The following is an 18417-nucleotide window of genomic DNA, read 5'->3' as shown; positions in this document are numbered from 1 at the left end:
GCGACGATGAATGCCAGCTGGGACGCGGTGCGGTCGGCGCTGGACGTGCTGCCGCCGCAGATGCGCGACCCGGTGTTGTTCGCCATCCCGTTCTTCCTGCTGCTGCTGATCGTCGAGTGGACGGCGGCCCGCAAGCTGGAGGATGCCCGCGACGGGCGCGCCCCCGCCGGGGCGTTCCACTCCCGCGACGCCTGGGCGAGCATCTCGATGGGCCTGGTGTCGATCGCCACCACCGGCGCGTGGAAGTTCGCCGCGCTGCTCGGATATGCGGCGCTGTACACCTACGTCGCGCCATGGCACCTACCGTCCACCCAGTGGTACACGTGGGTCATCGCGATCGTCGGTGTCGATGTGCTGTTCTACGCCTACCACCGGATCGCACACCGGGTGCGGCTGATCTGGGCCACCCACCAGGCCCACCACTCCAGCGAGTACTTCAACTTCGCCACCGCACTGCGACAGAAGTGGAACAACAGCGGCGAGATCCTCATCTGGATTCCGTTGCCGCTGTTGGGCGTTCCGCCGTGGATGGTGTTCGCGAGCTTCTCGCTGAATCTGATCTACCAGTTCTGGGTGCACACCGAACGCATCGGAAAGCTCTGGCGGCCTTTCGAATTCGTGTTCAACACGCCGTCGCACCACCGGGTGCACCACGGTATGGACGCCGAGTACCTCGACAAGAACTACGGCGGCATCTTCATCCTGTGGGACCGCATGTTCGGTACGTTCCAGGCCGAGCTGTTCCGCCCGCACTACGGCCTCACCAAGCCGGTCGACACCTTCAACATCTGGAAGCTGCAGACCCGCGAGTACGTGGCGATCGCCGCCGACGTGCGGTCGGCGACCCGGTGGCGCGACCGGCTCGGGTACGTCTTCGGGCCGCCCGGCTGGCAGCCGGCCCACCGACGCGTGCCGATCGGCCCATCCGCCGAAGTACCCATCTGACCGGGCGGAGCAGCCGTAGCCTGCGCGGGATGCGGACAGTGTTCGACGGCCACGTCGACCCGGCACTGCTCGACCGTGCGCTGGCGTCGAGCGCCTTCGCGCCGATGTGGCTCGACATTCCCCGGCCCCGCTACCCCCGGCTGACCGGGACGGTGGACTGCGACCTGCTGGTGGTGGGCGCCGGTTACACCGGGCTGTGGGCGGCACTGCACGCCGCGGAACGCAGTCCCGGCCAGCGGGTCGTGGTCGTCGAGTCCGACCGGGTCGGCTGGGCGGCCTCGGGGCGCAACGGCGGATTCGTCGACGCCAGCCTCACTCACGGTGCGCAGAACGGGAAGTCGCGGTGGCCGCAGGAGTTCGACCGGCTCGAGCGGCTCGGGATGGAGAACCTCGACGGGATGCAGGCCGACGTCGAGCGGCTCGGTCTCGACGTCGAGTGGGAGCGGACCGGGATGCTGCTGGTGGCCACCGAGCCGCATCAGGACGCCTGGCTGGAGCGCGCGTCGGCCGAGGGCGCGGGCCGGCTGCTGAGCCGTCGCGAGGTGACGGCAGAGGTGAACTCGCCGACGTTCCGCGCCGGCCTGTTCAGCGCCGATGACTGCGCCATCGTTCACCCGGCGAAATTGGCGTTCGAGCTGGCTCGTGCCTGCACGGACGCCGGTGTCGAGATCTTCGAGGATTCCGCGGCCACGTCGGTCGATTCGAGCGGTTCTCGCCTTCGGGTGTCCGCCGGCGCAGGCACGGTCACCTCCGCTCAGGCGGTTCTCGCCACCAATGTGTTTCCGAGCCTGTTGCGGCGCAACAGGTTTCACACTGTTCCGGTCTACGACTACGTGCTGGCCACCGAGCCGCTCACCGACGAGCAGCTGGGCCGGATCGGCTGGCGCAACCGGCAGGCCATCGGCGACTCCGCCAACCAGTTCCACTACTACCGGCTGACCGAAGACCGCCGCATCGTGTGGGGCGGCTACGACGCGGTCTACCACTTCGGCCGCCGGGTCGACTCCGCGTACGAAGACCGGCCGGGCAGCTACCGGCGCCTTGCGGCGCACTTCTTCATCACCTTTCCGCAACTCGACGACGTCCGGTTCAGTCACCACTGGGCCGGCGCCATCGACACCAACACCCGGTTCTGTGCGCACTGGGGGCTGGCGCGACACGGCCGCGTCGCCTACGTCAACGGGTTCACCGGACTGGGTGTCGGCGCGGCCCGGTTCGCCGCCGACACCTGCCTGGACCTGCTCGACGGTCGCCCCACCGAGCGCACGGAACTCGAGATGGTGCGGCGCCGTCCCGTTCCCTTTCCGCCGGAACCGCTGGCCGCCATCGGAATTCATGCCACCCGCTGGTCACTGGACCGGGCCGACCATGCGGCGGGCCGGCGCAATCTGTTGCTGCGCGGACTCGACAGAGTGGGACTGGGATTCGACTCCTGAGCCCGAACCGGCCACGGCGACTGTCAAGATCGATAAGCTCTGCCCGTCCACCGCGGAAGGGGCCGGCACGTGTCAGACAGACTGCACAACGGCGAGAAACTCGAAGTCGGCCAATCGCTGACATCCCGTAACGGGGCGTACACCCTGACACTGCAGCAGGACGGGAACCTGGTGCTGCAGGCGGGCGGGCAGGCGGTGTGGGCCACCGCGACCGACGGGCAGGACGTCGTGCGGGCGGAGGTCCAGACCGACGGCAACTTCGTCCTGTACACGCCGGACAAACCCGTGTGGCACACCGACACCAAGGGCGCCAAGGACGTCCGGTTGCTGCTGCAGGACGACCGCAACCTGGTGCTCTACGGCTTCGACGGCCCGGCGTGGGCGTCGAACACCCAGACCGACGAGGCGCCGCCCGTCCCGGCGCCACCTGCGGAGCCCGCGGTCACGCCCGAAGCCGCGCCCGCCGCGGTGGACGAACCCGGATCCCCGCCGCCGCCCGCACCGGAGCCCGCCGCTGCGGCGCCACCCCCGCCACCTCCGCCTCCACCGCCGCCGCCCGCGCCGCGGACGCACACCGTGGCGCCCGGCGACACGCTGTGGGCGATCGCGGAGCGGTTCTACGGCGACGGCAGCAAGTACCAGCGCATCGCCGATGCCAGCGGCATCGCCAACCCGGATCTCATCCATCCCGGGCAGGTGCTGACCATTCCCTGACCGCTTCACGGGCGCCCTCGGGGGAGGTTGCTCGCTCTCTCGGCGCACCGGCCACTGTGCCGGTTACGCTTGACCGCCAGCACACCCGACCGATCGGAGGCCCCGTGCGCCGACGCTGGTTTCGCGTGGTTGCCGCGGTGGCCGTCGGCCTCGCCGGCGTCGCCACGGCCGTCCCGCCCGCCCTGGCCCAGCCCGGTGTGCTCGTCTATCCCGGCATGGAGATCCGCCAGGACGCCAACGTGTGCACCCTGGGCTTCGTCGATCCCCAACTGCGGGTTGCGTTCACCGCGGGGCACTGCCGAGGCAGCGGACCGGTGTTCGACCGCGCGGGCAACTTCGTCGGCACCCAGGCCCTGTACCGGGACAACACCCCTGACGGCGCGACCATCGACACCAACCACCAGATCTCCGACTGGGAGGCGATCGGCCTGGCCGTCAACGTCCCGGTCAACAACGTCCTGCCCGGTGGGCGGCAACTGGTCACCGATCCGGCCGTGGTGCCGCAGGCCGGAATGCCGGTGTGCCACTTCGGGGTGATCACCGGTGAGAGCTGCGGCACCGTCGAGGCGGTCTACAACGGATGGTTCACCATGGCGAACGGCGTGGTCAGCCAGAAGGGCGACTCGGGCGGACCGGTGTACTCGGTGACCCCCGACGGCCGGGCGGTGATCATCGGGATGTTCAACAGCACCTGGGGGCGGTTCCCGGCCGCGGTGTCGTGGCAGGTCGCCAGCCAGCAAGCCCGCGAGGACGTGCTCACGGTCACCGGCGGCACCGCGCCGCCGCCGCTGCCCCCGCCGGCCTAACCGACGAGTTCGAACACCGGGATCGACGGAGCCGCCGCTCGCACCTGCTCGGCGGTCGAGTCCGGCGTCAGGCCCGCGACGTGACCCTTCACCTCCCAGTACCACCGCTCGAGCAAGGGCGCCTTGTCGGCGTCGGCCACCTCGACGACGCGCAGGCGGCGGCGCCGCCAGCGCGGGCCGGTCTCCACCTCGCCGGCGGCGCGGGCATTGCGGGCCCACTGGGTGTTGCCGCGAGGTGACACGACGTAGTCGCGGTCACCGACGGTCAGCAGGTTGATCACCACGGTGCGCAGCTGCCCGGACTTGCGCCCGCGCACGCGCAGCGCACGGGTGCCGGCAATGCTGACACCGCCCTCGGCCAGCCAGCGGAACACCTGGTTGACCGTTCTCGCGACGCGATCCGGTGGGTCATAGCGTGCGGTCATGGCGGGGGACTCCTCCGTGTCGAATTCTCGAGAGCATTGCTCTCGTTCCCACAGTGCCACCGAAACCGCCGCAAAGCAAGAGCACTGTTCTCGGTTGTGTCACACTGGCCCCGTGGGTAAACGCCAGGAGTCACGCGACCGCATCGAGGCGCAGATCGTCGCGCTCGGGCGCAGGCATCTGGAGACCCACGGCCCGGGTGGGCTGTCGCTGCGCGCGATCGCCCGAGACCTCGGCATGGTGTCGTCCGCCGTCTACCGCTATGTCGCGAGCCGCGACGAGTTGCTGACCCTTCTCCTGGTCGACGCCTACTCCGAACTCGCCGACGCCGTCGACCGGGCACGTACCGTCCTGGTCGCGTCCTCCCGCCACCGCCTGCTCGGCATGGGTGGCGCGGCGCGGCAGTGGGCGGTCGATCAGCCGTCGCGGTGGGCACTGCTCTACGGCAGTCCGGTGCCCGGCTACCACGCCCCGGCCGAACGCACCGTCCTCCCCGGCTCGAGGGTGGTGCAGGCGCTGTTCGACACCGTCGCCGAAGGTGTCGCCGCGGGGGAGATCGGCATGCCGGAAGATGTTGTCCCACAATCTCTGTCGTCCGACTTCGACGGACTCCGCGCGGAGTTCGGGTTCGAGGGCACCGACGCGCTGGTGGTCCGGTGCATCGCCCTGTGGGCCGGACTGGTCGGGGCGATCAACCTCGAGGTGTTCGGCCAGTACGGATCCGACACCTTCACCCGGCCGGCCCTGCTGTTCGACGCGCAGTTCGGACTGCTGGTCGACGAGATGACCGGCCAAAACTAGAACACGTTCTAGCCACCGGGCGCCACCGGCGATATTCTCGACTCGATGCTCAATCAGACACCTGTCCAGCTCGCGTGGGTCACCGGCGACCTCGACGCGACCGAGCGCAGCCTGTCGGCGTTGCTCGGCGCCCGGAAGTGGGTGCGGATGCCCGGCGTGCACTTCGGTCCGGACACCTGCACGCACCGCGGACGGCCCGCGGACTACACCGCGGACATCGCCCTGAGCTACGCGGGCGAGCTGCAACTCGAGCTGATCGCCCCCGGTACCGGCGACAGCGTGTACTCCGAATTCCTCGACCGGTGCGGACCGGGCCTGCACCACGTCTGCGTCGAGGTCGCCGACGAGGCCGCATTCGACGCCGCGGTGGTGGCTGCCGCCGACGGCGGCGCGACCGTCGCCGCGCAGGGCGTCATGCCCGGCGGCATGCGCTTCGCCTACGTCTCCGACGAGCGGTCCGGCGTGCCCTACGTCGAGATCGCCCACATCCCCGACGAGATCCGCCAGTTCTTCGACTACGTCCGACAACAACAGCAGTGAAACAGGAGCAGCAGTGACAACCGAGATTCCCCAGACCGTCGACGCCGCGGACGTGCCGGACTGGTCCGACGACGTCGACGTCCTGGTGATCGGCTTCGGCATCGCGGGCGGATGCGCGGCGGTCAGCGCCGCCGCCGCCGGCGCCAGGGTGCTGGTGCTCGAGCGCGCCGCGGCCGCCGGTGGCACCACGTCGATGGCGGGCGGTCACTTCTACCTCGGCGGCGGGACCGCGGTACAGCAGGCGACCGGCCACGACGACAGCGCCGAGGAGATGTACAAGTACCTCGTCGCGGTGTCGCGGGAGCCCGATCACGACAAGATCCGCGCCTACTGCGAGGGCAGCGTCGAGCACTTCACCTGGCTCGAGGACCTCGGCTTCCAGTTCGAGCGCAGCTTCTACCCCGGCAAGGTCGTCGTCCCGCCCGGGACCGAGGGCCTGTCCTACACCGGCAACGAGAAGGTGTGGCCGTTCACCGAGCAGGCCGTGCCCTCCCCGCGGGGCCACTCGGTGCCCGTCCCCGGTGAGCTCGGCGGCGCCGCGATGGTGATCGACCTGCTGCTCAAGCGGGCGGACGAACTCGGCGTCGAGATCCGCTACGAGACCGGGGCGACGAACCTCGTCATGGCCGACGGCGCCGTGGTCGGCGCGACGTGGAAGCACTTCACCGAGACCGGCGCGAGCAGGGCCAAGTCAGTGGTGATCGCCGCGGGCGGCTTCGCGATGAATCCCGAGATGGTCGCCGAGCACACCCCCGCCCTCGGCCACAAGCGAAAGACCAAGCACCACGGACTGGTCGAGCCCTACATCCTGGGCAACCCGAACGACGACGGCCTCGGCATCCGGCTCGGGGTGTCGGCCGGGGGAGTCGCCGAGAACCTCGACCAGTTGTTCATCACCGCCGCGGCCTATCCGCCGGAAATCCTGCTCACCGGCGTCATCGTCAACCAGGACGGCCAGCGGTTCGTCGCCGAGGACTCCTATCACTCCCGCACGTCGGCGTACGTCCTCGAACAGCCCGATCAGATCGCCTATCTCGTCGTCGACGAGGCCCACATGGAGATGCCCGCGATGCCGCTGATCAAGTTCATCGACGGCTGGGAGACCATCGAGGAGATGGAGCAGGCGCTCGAGATCCCGTCCGGCCACCTCGCCGCGACGCTGCAGCGCTACAACGAGAACGCTGCGCGCGGTGAGGATCCCGACTTCCACAAGCACCCGGACTATGTCGCGCCGCAGACCAGCGGACCGTGGGCGGCGTTCGACCTGTCGCTGGGCCGGGCCATGTACTCCGGGTTCACCATGGGCGGGCTCGCGGTGTCCCTCGACGGCGAAGTGCTGCGCGAGGACGGCTCGCCGGTCGCGGGCCTCTACGCCGCGGGGGCGTGCGCGTCGAACATCGCCCAGGACGGTAAGGGCTACTCCAGCGGCACGCAGCTGGGCGAGGGCTCGTTCTTCGGCCGGCGTGCCGGGGCGCACGCCGCCCGCCGCTAGACCGGCGCGGGATCCTTCTCGGTGTCGCCGAGCCGCCACTCACCCTCGCCGAGCAGCTGCAGTTGCTTCGCGTGGTGCTGTTCGACCGTGCTGCGATGACTGACGCTCACCACGATCGTGTCCGGCAGCTCACGGCGCACCAACTGGTAGAGCATCAGCTCGAGCCCCTCGTCGAGCGCTGACGTCGACTCGTCGAGGAACACCGCCTTCGGCGCGGTCAGCAGGATCCGGGCGAACGCGATGCGCTGCTGCTCACCCGGCGAGAGCACCTTGGCCCAGTCCTGCACCTCGTCGAGGCGCTCGGCCAGGTGCGGCAGCGCGACCTGCGCCAGCACCTCTTGCAGGCGCGCGTCGTCGAGCGATCCCGCCTCGCCGGGGTAGGAGACGACGGTCCGCAGGTCACCGAGCGGCACGTAGGGCAGCTGCGAGAGGAACATCGTCTCGTTCGCCTCGTCGGGGCACGAGATCGATCCCGAGGCGTACGGCCACAGCTGGGCGAGGCTGCGCAGCAGTGTGGTCTTACCGCTGCCGGACTCGCCGGTGACCACCAGCGTGTCGCCGGGCTCCAGATGCAGATCCAGTGGGTTGACCAGTTGCCGGCCGTCCGGAGTGCGGACCTCCACGTCGTCGAGTTGCACGGTGCCGTCGCCGCTGTCCGCCCGGTCGAGTTCGGGCAGCGCGCGACCTTCTTCGTTCGCGACCACCAGTCCGTGCAGACGGATGATGGCAGCGCGGTAACCGGCGAAGTTGTCATAGGCGTTGCGGAAGAAGGACAACCCGGTCAGCAGTTCGCGGAACGCGCCCGCCGTCTGGGTGAGCTGGCCCAGGGTGAGCTCGCCGTCGTAGAACCGGGAGAACTGCACCAGGTAGGGGATGACCTCCTGGCTCTGGGTGATCGCGAAGTTGAAACCGAGGAAGCCGGCCATCCGGTTCACGTACTTCTTGTAGTTCTCCACGATCGGCGTGAACCGCCGCCGCAGTCCGCTGCGCTCCGCGAGCTCACCGCGGTAGAACGCCACGGCCTCCGACGCATCACGCAGGCGCACCAGCGCATAACGGAAAATGGCGTTGAACTTCTCGTTGTTGAACGACAGCCGGATGATCGGCCTGCCGATCGCGAAGGCGACGACGGTGGCGACCACGATGTAGACGATGCCGATCCAGAAGATCGCCCGCGGCAGCTCGTACTGGATGACCGGCAGGGTGATGGGCCCCGAGAGGTCCCACAGGATCTTGGTGAACGCGAACATCGACGCGATCGCGGAGATGGCGCCGAACAGCAGGGTGGAGGTCGAGGTGTTGCCCGGCGTGTTCGGCTGGGAGTTCACCCCCGTGGTGAAGATGTCGATGTCGGCCTGGATGCGCTGATCCGGGTTGTCGATGGTGTCGTCGATGAACCGGGAGCGGTAGTACGCCTTGCCCTCCAGCCAGTCGCCCGTGAGCTGGTCGGTCAGCCAGGTGCGCCAGCGCAGCATGAACCGCTGCGCGGCGAACAGGTCGAGCACGATGAACGCGATGTTCATCACGGCGAGGATCGCGAAGATGGTCAGCGACATCCAGAAGCCGTCCGCGCCGGACTCCTTGACCGCATCGTCACCCGCACCGACGCCGGCCGCGATCACCTGGAAGCTCGTCATCATGTCGTTGCCCTGGAACGAGAACAGCACCGACAGCCGCACGCTGGCGATGACCAGGAGCAACAGTCCCGCCAGCCAGGCCCACACGACCACGCTGTCCGGACCGGTGAAATAGCCGCTGGTGACGCGCCAGAACTGCCTGCCCCACGTGGTGAGTCTGGCGATCAGCACCAGGATCACCATGGTGCTCAGCGCGGCGTACAGCCACCCCTTGGCGACCCACTCCAGCGAGGCCCACAACTCGTTGCTCCAGTCGAGGCTGGGCACGAACATTCCGTCCATCCGGGCAAGGTACCGCGAGCGGCTGTGGGGAGTGGTCCTGGACGCGTCAACCGGGCGTGGCGCTGAGGTGCCAGCGGCCGCCGCCGACCAGTTCCAGCCTCCGGCGGTGCAGCCGCGCCACCGTGCTGCGGTGACTGACGCTGACCAGGATCGCGTCGGGGAGTTCTGTGCGCAACAACTCGTAGAGCATCAGTTCCAGACCCTCGTCCATTGCCGCGGTCGACTCGTCGAGGAACACGACGCCGGGCCGGGTCAGCAGCACCCGGGCGAACGCGACGCGCTGCTGTTCCCCCGGAGACAGCACCTTCGACCAGTCGCGGACCTCGTTGAGCCGGATGACCAGGTGGGACAGCGCAACCCGCGCGAGCACCGACTGGATGTCGCGGTCGTCGGCGTCGTTCGGGTAGGACGCGACCGCCCGCAGGTCGCCGAGGGGCAGGTAGGGCAGCTGGGGCAGGAACATCGCCCCGTCCCTGCCGCCCGGCAGGTCGACGGTCCCGGACGCGAACGGCCACATCCCTGCCAGGCTCTGCAGCAGCACCGTCTTGCCGATGCCCGACGGGCCGCTGACCACCAGCGAGTCACCCGGTTCGAGCTGCAGCGACAGGTCGCGGATCAGCGCCCCGCCCTCCGGGGTGCGCACCTCGACGTCGTCGACGGCCAACGAGCCGTCGCGGGCGTCGGACACCTCCACCCGCCCGCCCGCCGCGGCGTTGCGGTTCTCCCGGGCCAGTCCGTCGAGCCGGATGGTGGCCGCGCGGTAACTGGCGAAGTTGTCATAGGCGTTGCGGAAGAACGACAGCGAGTCGTGGATGGCGCCGAACGCCTGCGCCGACTGGATCACCTCACCGAAGGTGATCTGCTGGGCGAACAGCCGCTGCGCCTGCACGATGTAGGGCAGCGGGTTGATCGCCTGGCTGGCCGAGGTGTTCCACCCGATGAACAGCATCATCCGGTTGAGCCAGTGCCGGTAGTTGTCCATCACCGCCGACAGCCGGCCGTCGAGCAGTCGCCGCTCGACGTGCTCCCCGCGGTACATCCCGACGGCCGCGCCGGCGTCGCGCAACCGCACCAGCGCGTACCGGAAGCTGGCGTTGCGCAACTCGTTGACGTAGCTGTACCGGATCATCGGCCTGCCGATGACGAACGCGATCACCGTCGCCGCCAGCACGTACGCCAGCACGATCCAGAACAGCGCCCTCGGTACGGTGACGCCCAGCCAGCTCAGCGGTCCGGACAGCTCCCACAGGATGATGCCGAAGAACACCGCCGACAGCACCGCCTCCACCGCGCCGAACACCAGCACGTAACTCGACGTGTAGGCGGGATTGTTCGGTTCGGCGCCGGTGCCGGTGGTGAAGATGTCGATGTCGGCCTGGATGCGCTGGTCCGGGTTGTCGACCGGCTGGCGCCCGAACTGCATACGGAAATACGCGAATCCGTCGAGCCAGCGATGAATGAAACGACGGCTCAACCAGATTCGCCACCGCATGATGAACCGCTGCGTCACGTAGAGGTCCGCGAGCAATCGGATGACGAAACAGACCGCGAGCACCGCGAACACCACCATGGTCGACCAGAAACCCTGCACCCCTGCGGCGCCCGCGCCCGTGGCCGAACCGGTCTGGAAGGCCACCTGCAGTGCGGTGAACAGATCTCTCGCGTAGTAGGTGAGCAGGATGCTGATGCGGACGGAGACGATGGTCAGCAGGAGCAGCACGGCCAGCATCGCCCACGCCGGGACGCTCTTCCTGCCGGTGAAGTAGTCACCGGTGATGCGGACGAACTGGCGGCCCCACACGGTGGCGCGTCCGATCACCGCGGCCACCACGACCAGCACCGCCGCGGTGATGACGAAGACCGCCAGCACCCACAGGGCCGAATGGACGGGTTCGACGCTCCAGTCGATCGACGGGCTGAACGTCGCGGTGTCCATCCGGCGGTACCTCCCTCGGCCGCAGGCCGGTCAGCGCGAAGCTACCGCAGACCGGCACCGGTACCGGGGAGGTGACGCACCGTCAGGCGAAGGTGTTGCCCAGGTGTGACAGGAGTGCCGCGGTGTCGATGCCGTGGCACGCGTAGCCCAGGTAGCCGTCCGGTCGCACCACGAACATCGAGGTGCCCGCCGTGGAGTAGCTGCGCGCGAAATCGCCGTCCTCGTCGCGGAGCAGCGGCAGCACGGTGGTCTCGACGTCGGCGGTCGGCGCCGCCACGAGGTACGCGTCCAGCCGGCCGTGCGCGGCCCGCACCGCGGCGTCGGCGGCCGCCTCGAACGCCGCCACCTCGGCGCCGCCCGCGTTGCCGTCGGCGTAGCAGAGCAGGGTGTGGTCGGCGCCGAAGAGGCTGAACAGCCGCACCGGGCCCGCCACCACCGCGCGGCGCAGGCGGGCCGCGTCCGGTGCCCGGCGGCCCGCGCCGACGGCCGAGGACGTCACCCCGCCCGCGGCGGCGACGAGCGGGCTGTCGGCGTAGTCGATGAGCAACTGGGCCTCGCGCAGCACCATGTGGTTCGGGTCGTGCGCGTCGGCGCCGATGCCCTCGCGGGCGCTGCGCACCGTGCGGCCGACGACCTCCTCGCCGACGGGCCTGCGTTCGGCGTCGTAACTGTCCAGCAGTCCGGCGGCGGCGTGCCCGCCGACGGCCAGCGCCAGCTTCCACGCCAGATTGTGGGCGTCCTGGATGCCGGTGTTCATTCCCTGGGCGCCGGTCGGCGGATGGATGTGGGCGGCGTCGCCCGCGACGAACACCCGCCCGCGGCCGTAGGCGTCGACGATGCGGTGACTGATCCGGAACACCGACGACCACCGCAGATTGCGGGCCGTGGTCGGCTCGGGCGCCAACCGGTCGAGGACCGCCTGCAGGTGCCCGAGCTCAGGCCTGCGGCCACCTTCGAAGCCGTGTGCCACTCCGTCGGCGGGCGCTGCGGCCAGCTCGTCGGGCACCAGCATCGAGATGCGGTAGCGGTTGCGGCCCGGCAACGGGATGCACACCAGTAGGTCGTCGGTCGTGCCGTCGGTCTGGTGCATCGCCCGGATCGCGTAACCGGGCGGCTGCGACCAGTCGACCTCGACGTCGCCGAGCATGTACTGCTCGTCGAACGCGGCGCCCTCGAAGGTCAGCCCCAGTCCTTTGCGCACCACGCTGTGCGCGCCGTCGGCGCCGACGAGATAGGCGCCGCGAAGCGTGATCTCGCCGTCCGGCCCCGCGAGTGTGGCGCTCACGCCGTCGGCGTCCTGGGTGAAGGCGGTCAGGCGCACGCCGCGACGCACCTCCACACCGCGCCTGCGCGCCTCCTCGGCCAGGATGCGCTCGGTGGCGTACTGCGGGATGCACAGGAAGGCGAACGGGATGTCGCCGGGAAGTGTCAGATCGAGCTGCGTCACCTTCTCGCCGTTGACGTGGACGATCTGGCCGCGCATCTCGGTGCCCGCGTTCAGGACTTCGCGCAGGATCCCCATCGTCTCGAAGATCTCGAGTGTTCGAGGTTGCACGCCAACGGCTTTCGCGTACTGCGGTGGCTCGGGAAGCGGGTCGACGACGCGGCAGGCCACGCCGCGGCGGGCGAGTTCGATGGCCGCGGTGAGCCCGACCGGTCCGGCGCCTGCGATCAGTACCTCGGTGTCTTTCACTGTGTGCACAGGCAGAGACTATGCCGCCGATATGCTGCGGCCATGGGCAATGAAGCTCCGACCGAACAGGGCGTGAACGCCGGGCATCTGATCGCACGGCGGCTGCGCGCCAGCGGCATCGACACGATGTTCACGCTGTCGGGCGGACACCTGTTCCCGATCTACGACGGCTGCCGCGCCGAAGGAATCCGGCTGATCGACACCCGGCACGAGCAGACCGCGGCGTTCGCGGCCGAGGGCTGGTCGAAGGTGACCCGGGTGCCGGGCGTCGCGGCGCTGACGGCGGGGCCCGGAATCACCAACGGCATGAGCGCGATGGCCGCCGCACAGCAGAACCAGTCGCCGTTGGTGATCCTCGGCGGGCGGGCGCCTGCGATGCGATGGGGTCAGGGTTCGCTGCAGGAGATCGACCATGTCCCGTTCGTCGCACCGCTGTGCCGTTTCGCGGCGACCGCGCAGTCGGCGGGCGCGGCAGCCGGTCTGGTCGACGATGCGCTGCGGGCGGCGGTCGGCGCCCCGTCGGGGGTGTCGTTCGTCGACTTCCCGATGGACCACGTCTTCGGCACGGCCCAGGACACCGCTGCGGCCGGCGCGCTGACGCAGGCCCCGGCGCCGGTCCCGCCCGACGGTGCCGCGCTCGACACGGCGGTGGCGCTGCTCGCCGGGGCGGCGCGGCCGGTCGTCATGGCGGGCACCAACGTGTGGTGGGGACACGGCGAACAGGCACTGCTGCATCTCGCCGAGGCGCTGCGGATCCCGGTGCTGATGAACGGGATGGCACGCGGGGTGGTGCCCGCCGATCACCCGCTCGCCTTCTCCCGGGCGCGGTCGAAGGCGTTGCGGGAGGCCGACGTCGCGCTGGTGATCGGGGTGCCGATGGACTTCCGGCTCGGCTTCGGAGCGGTGTTCGGTGAGGACACCGCGGTGATCGTGGCCGACCGCGCGGCACCGAAGAGTCCGCACCCGCGTGCCGTGGCCGCGGCGCTCTACGGCGACCTCGCCGCCACGTTGACCGCGCTGGCCGGCGCGGGCGGCGGCGAGCACGAGGCGTGGGTGGCGGATCTGCGCGAGGTCGAGACCTCGGTCCGGGCGCAGGAACAGGCCGACCTCGACGACATGCGCACGCCGCTGCATCCGATGCGGGTGTACGCCGAGCTGGCGCCGCTGCTCGACCGCGACGCGATCGTGGTGATCGACGCGGGCGACTTCGGCTCCTACGCGGGCCGGATGATCGAGAGCTACGTGCCGGGGGCGTGGCTGGACAGCGGGCCGTTCGGCTGCCTGGGCTCCGGGCCCGGATATGCGCTCGCCGCCAAGCTGGCCCGGCCCGACCGGCAGGTGGTGCTGCTGCAGGGCGACGGTGCGTTCGGCTTCTCCGGGATGGAATGGGACACCCTGGTGCGCCACGGGGTGAACGTGGTGTCGGTGATCGGCAACAACGGCGTATGGGCGCTCGAGAAGCATCCGATGGAGGCGCTCTACGGCTACTCGGTGGTCGCCGAACTGCGGCCGGGCACCCGCTACGACGAGGTGGTGCGGGTACTCGGTGGGCACGGGGAACTGGTGAGCGCGCCCGAACAACTGCGCCCGGCGTTGGAGCGGGCGTTCTCGGCCGGCCTGCCCGCGGTGGTCAATGCGCTCACCGATCCGGCCGTCGCCTATCCCCGCCGCTCCAACCTGGGCTGAGTCCCCGCCGCGAGCGTGCGTGAAGTGCCACTGCGGGCGGCGTGTCGACGTGCGGACACGCACACTCGCGGGGGAAGCGAACGCGTACCGTGAACACGTGCCCAAGACGACCACCCGCAGTCAAGGCCGCCTGAGCGGCAGGTTCTGGAAGCTGCTCGGCGCCACCACCGAGAAGGATCAGAGCCGGTCCCTGACCCAGGTCAAGACGTCGGCGGACTTCGACGAGAAGGCCGCAGAACTCGACGACGACCAGCTGCGCAAGGCCGCACAACTGCTCGAACTCGAGAACCTGTCCGAGTCCGCCGACATCCCGCAGTTCCTCGCCGTCGCCCGTGAGGCCGCCGAACGCGCGACCGGGCTGCGGCCCTTCGACGTCCAGCTCCTCGGTGCGCTGCGGATGCTGGCGGGCGACGTCGTCGAGATGGCCACCGGTGAGGGCAAGACGCTCTCGGGCGCGATCGCGGCGGCCGGCTACGCCATCGGCGGGCGCAACGTGCACGTCATCACCATCAACGACTACCTGGCCCGCCGTGACGCCGAGTGGATGGGCCCGCTGCTGGAGGCGCTCGGCCTGACCGTCGGCTGGATCACCGCCGATTCCACCGCCGCCGAACGGCGCGCAGCCTACGAATGCGACGTCACCTACGCCTCGATCAACGAGGTCGGCTTCGACGTGCTGCGCGACCAGCTGGTGACCACCGTCGACGACCTCGTCTCGCCGCGCCCCGACGTCGCGCTGATCGACGAGGCCGACTCGGTGCTCGTCGACGAGGCGCTGGTGCCGCTGGTGCTGGCAGGCACCAGCCACCGCGAGACACCCCGCGTGGAGGTCATCCGCCTGGTCGGCGAGCTGATCTCCGACCGCAACGCCGAGCGGTACTTCTCCACCGACGACGACAGCCGCAACGTGCACCTCACCGACGAGGGCGCCCGCCGGCTGGAGGCCCGCCTCGGCGGCATCGACCTGTACTCCGAGGAGCACGTCGGCACCACCTTGACCGAGGTGAACGTGGCGCTGCACGCGCACGTGCTGCTGCAGCGCGACGTGCACTACATCGTCCGCGACGACGCGGTGCACCTGATCAACGCGTCGCGCGGTCGCATCGCCTCGCTGCAGCGCTGGCCGGACGGCCTGCAGGCCGCAGTGGAGGCCAAGGAGGGCATCGAGACCACCGAGACCGGTGAGGTGCTCGACACCATCACGGTGCAGGCGCTGGTCAACCGCTATCCCACGGTGTGCGGGATGACCGGCACGGCGCTCGCCGCCGGTGAGCAGCTGCGCCAGTTCTACAAGCTGGGCGTCTCGCCGATCCCGCCGAACACCCCGAACGTCCGCGAGGACGAGACCGACCGGGTGTACATCACCGCGGCGGCCAAAACCGACGCGATCGTCGAGCACATCGCCGAGGTGCACGCCACGGGGCAGCCGGTGCTCGTCGGCACCCACGACGTCGCCGAGTCCGAGGAGTTGCACGAGAAGCTCGTCAAGCACGGTGTGCCCGCGGTGGTGCTGAACGCCAAGAACGACGAGGAGGAGGCCCGCGTCATCGCCGAGGCGGGCCGGCTGCGCGCGGTGACGGTGTCCACGCAGATGGCCGGTCGCGGCACCGACATCCGGCTGGGCGGCTCAGACGAAGCCGGACACGATGAGGTGGCCGAACTCGGTGGCCTGCACGTCGTCGGCACCGGGCGCCACCACACCGAGCGGCTGGACAATCAGCTCCGCGGCCGCGCAGGCCGCCAGGGCGATCCCGGCACGTCGGTGTTCTTCTCCAGCTGGGAGGACGACCTGGTGCTCTCGCACCTGGAAAAGAGCAAGCTGCCGACCGAGACCGACGACGACGGCCGCATCGTGTCGCCACGGGCGGCCGGTCTACTCGACCACGCCCAGCGCGTCGCCGAGGGCAGGCTGCTCGACGTGCACGCCAACACGTGGCGCTACAACCAGTTGATCGCCCAGCAGCGGGCGATCATCGTCGACCGCCGGGACACGTTGCTGCGCACCGCCGCCGCCCGCGAAGAGCTCGCCGAGCTGGCGCCGAAACGCTATGAGGATCTGCTCGAGCAACTCTCCGAGGAGCGCCTCGAGGAGATCTGCCGGCTCATCATGCTGTACCACCTGGACCGCGGCTGGTGTGAGCACCTGGCCTACCTGGCCGACATCCGGGAGAGCATCCACCTGCGCGCGCTCGGCAGGCAGAATCCGCTCGACGAGTTCCACCGGATGGCGGTGGACGCCTTCGCCTCATTGGCCGCCGACGCGATCGAGGCCGCTCAGCAGACCTTCGAGACCGCCCCGTCCATCGAGGACGAGCCGGGGGTGGACCTGTCCAAGCTGGCGCGGCCGACGTCGACGTGGACGTACATGGTGCATGACAACCCGCTGAACGACGACACGATGGCAGCGCTGAGTCTGCCGGGGGTTTTCCGCTAGGTTTAGCCCATGTCCCAGGCATCGGGGGGTGACACGGGCAGAGGCGCAGCGAAGCCGGCGCCGCGTGACCGGGTGCTGACGATCCCCAACGCACTGTCGGCGTTGCGGTTGCTGCTCGTTCCGGTGTTCCTGTGGCTGCTGCTGGTGGTGCATGCCTACGCGTGGGCGGTCGGCGTGCTGATGTTCAGCGGTTTCTCCGACTGGGCCGACGGCAAGATCGCCCGACTGGTCGCGAACCAGTCGTCGCGGCTGGGCGAACTGCTCGATCCGCTGGTCGACCGCATCTACATGATCATCGTCCCGATCGCACTGGCGGTGGACGGCTGTGTGCCGTGGTGGGTGGTGTTGACCCTGATCGGACGCGACGTCGTGCTCGCGGCGACGCTGCCGCTGCTGCGGCCACGCGGGCTCACGGCGCTGCCGGTGACCTACCTCGGCAAGGCGGCGACGTTCGCGTTGATGTCGGGCTTCCCGCTCGTGCTGCTGGGGCAGTGGGATGCACTGTGGAGCAGGGTGATCCTGGCGATCGGCTGGGCCTTCCTGATCTGGGGTCTCGCCCTGTACCTGTGGTCGGCCGTGCTCTACCTGATCCAGTTCACGATGGTGCTGCGACAGATGCCGAAGGTGCACTCCGGTGACTGACCCGCCGGCCGACCGCAGCCGCGCCCTGGGCGGGTACGACCCCGAGGCCGGCCGCAACGTGCACGAGGCCGGCCCGGACAACGCGCGGCCGACCCTGATCCCGGTGCCCTCGCTGCTGCGGTCCCTGCTGTCGGACCACCTCGACCCCGGGTACGCCGCGGCCGCCGCGCGCCGGGCCGACTCGGGACCGCGCGGCCGACTGCCGGAGTGGACGTGGCAGGTCCTCGCGGCCACCGCCGTCGCCACGGTGTTCGCCATCGCCGCGGCGCAGGCCCAGACCGCGGCGCCGGCGGCCCGGGAGACCCAGCAGGTACTGGCGGGCAGCGTCCGGTCGGCCCAGGCCACCGACGACGGCCTGGCGGCCGAACGCGACGCTCTCGCCGAGCAGGTGGACGCCGACCGGCGGAGCCGACTCGAAGGCGACGAACTGGGCCGGCGGCTGCTGGGCAGTCTGGACGAGGCCACCTTCGCCGCCGCCGCCACCGCCGTCACCGGTCCGGGACTGACGGTGACCATCACCGATCCCGGCGCCGGCGAGGACCTCAGCGACGTGTCGAAGCAACGCGTGGCGGGCAGCAGGCAGGTGATCCTCGACCGCGACCTGCAACTGGTCGTCAACTCGCTGTGGGTGAGCGGCGCCGAGGCGGTCTCGGTGGGTGGGGTGCGCATCGGGCCCAACGTCACGGTGCGCCAGGCCGGCGGCGGCATCCTGGTGGACAACCAGCCGATCGCCGGCCCGTACGCGATCCTGGCGGTCGGGCCGCCGAGCATGGCGGAGATCTTCGACCGCACCCCGGGGCTGCAGCGGCTGCGGCTGCTCGAGGCCGCCTACGGCGTCGGCGTCGGGGTCGGCACGGGCGAGGACCTGTCGCTGCCTGCCGGCGCGGTGCGAGATGTCCGCTTCGCCAAGCAGATCGGCCAGCAGTGAGCACACTCCGATGATCGGACAC

General features: G+C 70.0%; 15 protein-coding genes. 11 read left to right on the top strand and 4 right to left on the bottom strand.

Annotated features, from left to right (window positions below):
- Positions 1–6: 6 nt before the first annotated feature.
- From ACPCHZ_RS19810 to ACPCHZ_RS19795, 4 genes are all read left to right on the top strand, one after another.
- Complete coding sequence (locus ACPCHZ_RS19810; RefSeq protein WP_423486289.1) at positions 7–945, top strand: sterol desaturase family protein; 939 nt, start codon at positions 7–9, stop codon at positions 943–945.
- A gap of 29 nt (positions 946–974) precedes the next feature.
- Complete coding sequence (locus ACPCHZ_RS19805) at positions 975–2381, top strand: NAD(P)/FAD-dependent oxidoreductase (protein ID WP_423486288.1); 1407 nt, start codon at positions 975–977, stop codon at positions 2379–2381.
- A gap of 69 nt (positions 2382–2450) precedes the next feature.
- Positions 2451–3095: a LysM peptidoglycan-binding domain-containing protein gene (locus ACPCHZ_RS19800; RefSeq protein WP_423486287.1), complete on the top strand. Its 645-nt coding sequence runs from the start codon at positions 2451–2453 to the stop codon at positions 3093–3095.
- Between the two features lie 125 nt (positions 3096–3220).
- Positions 3221–3901 (top strand): hypothetical protein, encoded by a 681-nt coding sequence (locus ACPCHZ_RS19795; RefSeq protein WP_423486286.1) that lies wholly within the window; start codon positions 3221–3223, stop codon positions 3899–3901.
- Here the strand turns inward: ACPCHZ_RS19795 and ACPCHZ_RS19790 are convergent.
- Positions 3898–4326 carry a nitroreductase/quinone reductase family protein gene (locus ACPCHZ_RS19790; RefSeq protein ID WP_423486285.1) on the bottom strand — a complete coding sequence of 143 codons (429 nt, stop codon included), beginning with the start codon at positions 4324–4326 and terminating at the stop codon, positions 3898–3900. The two genes, ACPCHZ_RS19795 and ACPCHZ_RS19790, sit on opposite strands and share 4 nt — an antisense overlap.
- A 112-nt stretch (positions 4327–4438) precedes the next feature.
- Here ACPCHZ_RS19790 and ACPCHZ_RS19785 point away from each other — a divergent pair, with 112 nt between their 5' ends.
- From ACPCHZ_RS19785 to ACPCHZ_RS19775, 3 genes are read left to right on the top strand one after another with little or no spacing between them, the layout of a single operon-like run.
- Entirely contained in the window at positions 4439–5125 is a 687-nt protein-coding gene (locus ACPCHZ_RS19785) for a TetR/AcrR family transcriptional regulator (protein WP_423486284.1), read from the top strand.
- Between the two features lie 45 nt (positions 5126–5170).
- Complete coding sequence (locus tag ACPCHZ_RS19780) at positions 5171–5665, top strand: VOC family protein (RefSeq protein WP_423486283.1); 495 nt, start codon at positions 5171–5173, stop codon at positions 5663–5665.
- A gap of 13 nt (positions 5666–5678) precedes the next feature.
- The gene (locus ACPCHZ_RS19775; RefSeq protein ID WP_423486282.1) at positions 5679–7157 is read left to right on the top strand and encodes an FAD-binding protein; all 1479 of its coding nucleotides are present in this window, start codon (positions 5679–5681) and stop codon (positions 7155–7157) included.
- On the opposite strand, the gene ACPCHZ_RS19770 is transcribed toward ACPCHZ_RS19775, so the two are convergent.
- The 3 genes from ACPCHZ_RS19770 to ACPCHZ_RS19760 form a co-directional block, all read right to left on the bottom strand.
- A complete protein-coding gene (locus ACPCHZ_RS19770) occupies positions 7154–9067 on the bottom strand; it encodes an ABC transporter ATP-binding protein/permease (protein ID WP_423486411.1) in 1914 nt (637 codons plus the stop codon). The genes ACPCHZ_RS19775 and ACPCHZ_RS19770 overlap by 4 nt on opposite strands.
- A 55-nt stretch (positions 9068–9122) precedes the next feature.
- Positions 9123–11012, bottom strand: a complete 1890-nt coding sequence (locus ACPCHZ_RS19765; RefSeq protein ID WP_423486281.1) for an ABC transporter ATP-binding protein/permease — start codon at positions 11010–11012, stop codon at positions 9123–9125.
- Positions 11013–11094: 82 nt separating this feature from the next.
- Positions 11095–12705, bottom strand: a complete 1611-nt coding sequence (locus tag ACPCHZ_RS19760; RefSeq protein ID WP_423486410.1) for an FAD-dependent monooxygenase — start codon at positions 12703–12705, stop codon at positions 11095–11097.
- 42 nt (positions 12706–12747) lie between these two features.
- On the opposite strand from ACPCHZ_RS19760, the gene ACPCHZ_RS19755 reads away from it, so the two are divergent.
- From ACPCHZ_RS19755 to ACPCHZ_RS19740, 4 genes are all read left to right on the top strand, one after another.
- Positions 12748–14391 carry an acetolactate synthase gene (locus tag ACPCHZ_RS19755; protein ID WP_423486280.1) on the top strand — a complete coding sequence of 548 codons (1644 nt, stop codon included), beginning with the start codon at positions 12748–12750 and terminating at the stop codon, positions 14389–14391.
- A 97-nt stretch (positions 14392–14488) separates the two neighbouring features.
- Positions 14489–16825 carry an accessory Sec system translocase SecA2 gene (gene secA2, locus ACPCHZ_RS19750; protein ID WP_423486279.1) on the top strand — a complete coding sequence of 779 codons (2337 nt, stop codon included), beginning with the start codon at positions 14489–14491 and terminating at the stop codon, positions 16823–16825.
- A 9-nt stretch (positions 16826–16834) separates the two neighbouring features.
- Positions 16835–17467: a CDP-alcohol phosphatidyltransferase family protein gene (locus ACPCHZ_RS19745; protein WP_423486278.1), complete on the top strand. Its 633-nt coding sequence runs from the start codon at positions 16835–16837 to the stop codon at positions 17465–17467.
- A complete protein-coding gene (locus tag ACPCHZ_RS19740) occupies positions 17460–18395 on the top strand; it encodes a DUF881 domain-containing protein (protein WP_423486277.1) in 936 nt (311 codons plus the stop codon). Before ACPCHZ_RS19745 ends, ACPCHZ_RS19740 begins: the two co-directional genes overlap by 8 nt.
- Positions 18396–18417 lie beyond the last annotated feature (22 nt).

Origin of the sequence: Mycobacterium sp. NPDC050041 (assembly GCF_049541695.1) — a bacterium.
Lineage (GTDB): Bacteria > Actinomycetota > Actinomycetes > Mycobacteriales > Mycobacteriaceae > Mycobacterium.
The sequence above is the reverse complement of the archived record's forward strand: the minus strand, read 5'-3'. Positions and strand labels throughout refer to the sequence as shown.

Bases quoted from the DNA above. Each gene is read 5' to 3' on its own strand.
- ACPCHZ_RS19810 (WP_423486289.1), top strand. From the start codon at position 7: ATGAATGCCAGCTGGGACGCGGTGCGGTCGGCGCTGGACGTGCTGCCG.
- ACPCHZ_RS19805 (WP_423486288.1), top strand. From the start codon at position 975: ATGCGGACAGTGTTCGACGGCCACGTCGACCCGGCACTGCTCGACCGT.
- ACPCHZ_RS19790 (WP_423486285.1), bottom strand. From the start codon at position 4,326: ATGACCGCACGCTATGACCCACCGGATCGCGTCGCGAGAACGGTCAAC.
- ACPCHZ_RS19780 (WP_423486283.1), top strand. From the start codon at position 5,171: ATGCTCAATCAGACACCTGTCCAGCTCGCGTGGGTCACCGGCGACCTC.
- ACPCHZ_RS19770 (WP_423486411.1), bottom strand. From the start codon at position 9,067: ATGTTCGTGCCCAGCCTCGACTGGAGCAACGAGTTGTGGGCCTCGCTG.
- ACPCHZ_RS19765 (WP_423486281.1), bottom strand. From the start codon at position 11,012: ATGGACACCGCGACGTTCAGCCCGTCGATCGACTGGAGCGTCGAACCC.
- ACPCHZ_RS19755 (WP_423486280.1), top strand. From the start codon at position 12,748: ATGGGCAATGAAGCTCCGACCGAACAGGGCGTGAACGCCGGGCATCTG.
- ACPCHZ_RS19745 (WP_423486278.1), top strand. From the start codon at position 16,835: ATGTCCCAGGCATCGGGGGGTGACACGGGCAGAGGCGCAGCGAAGCCG.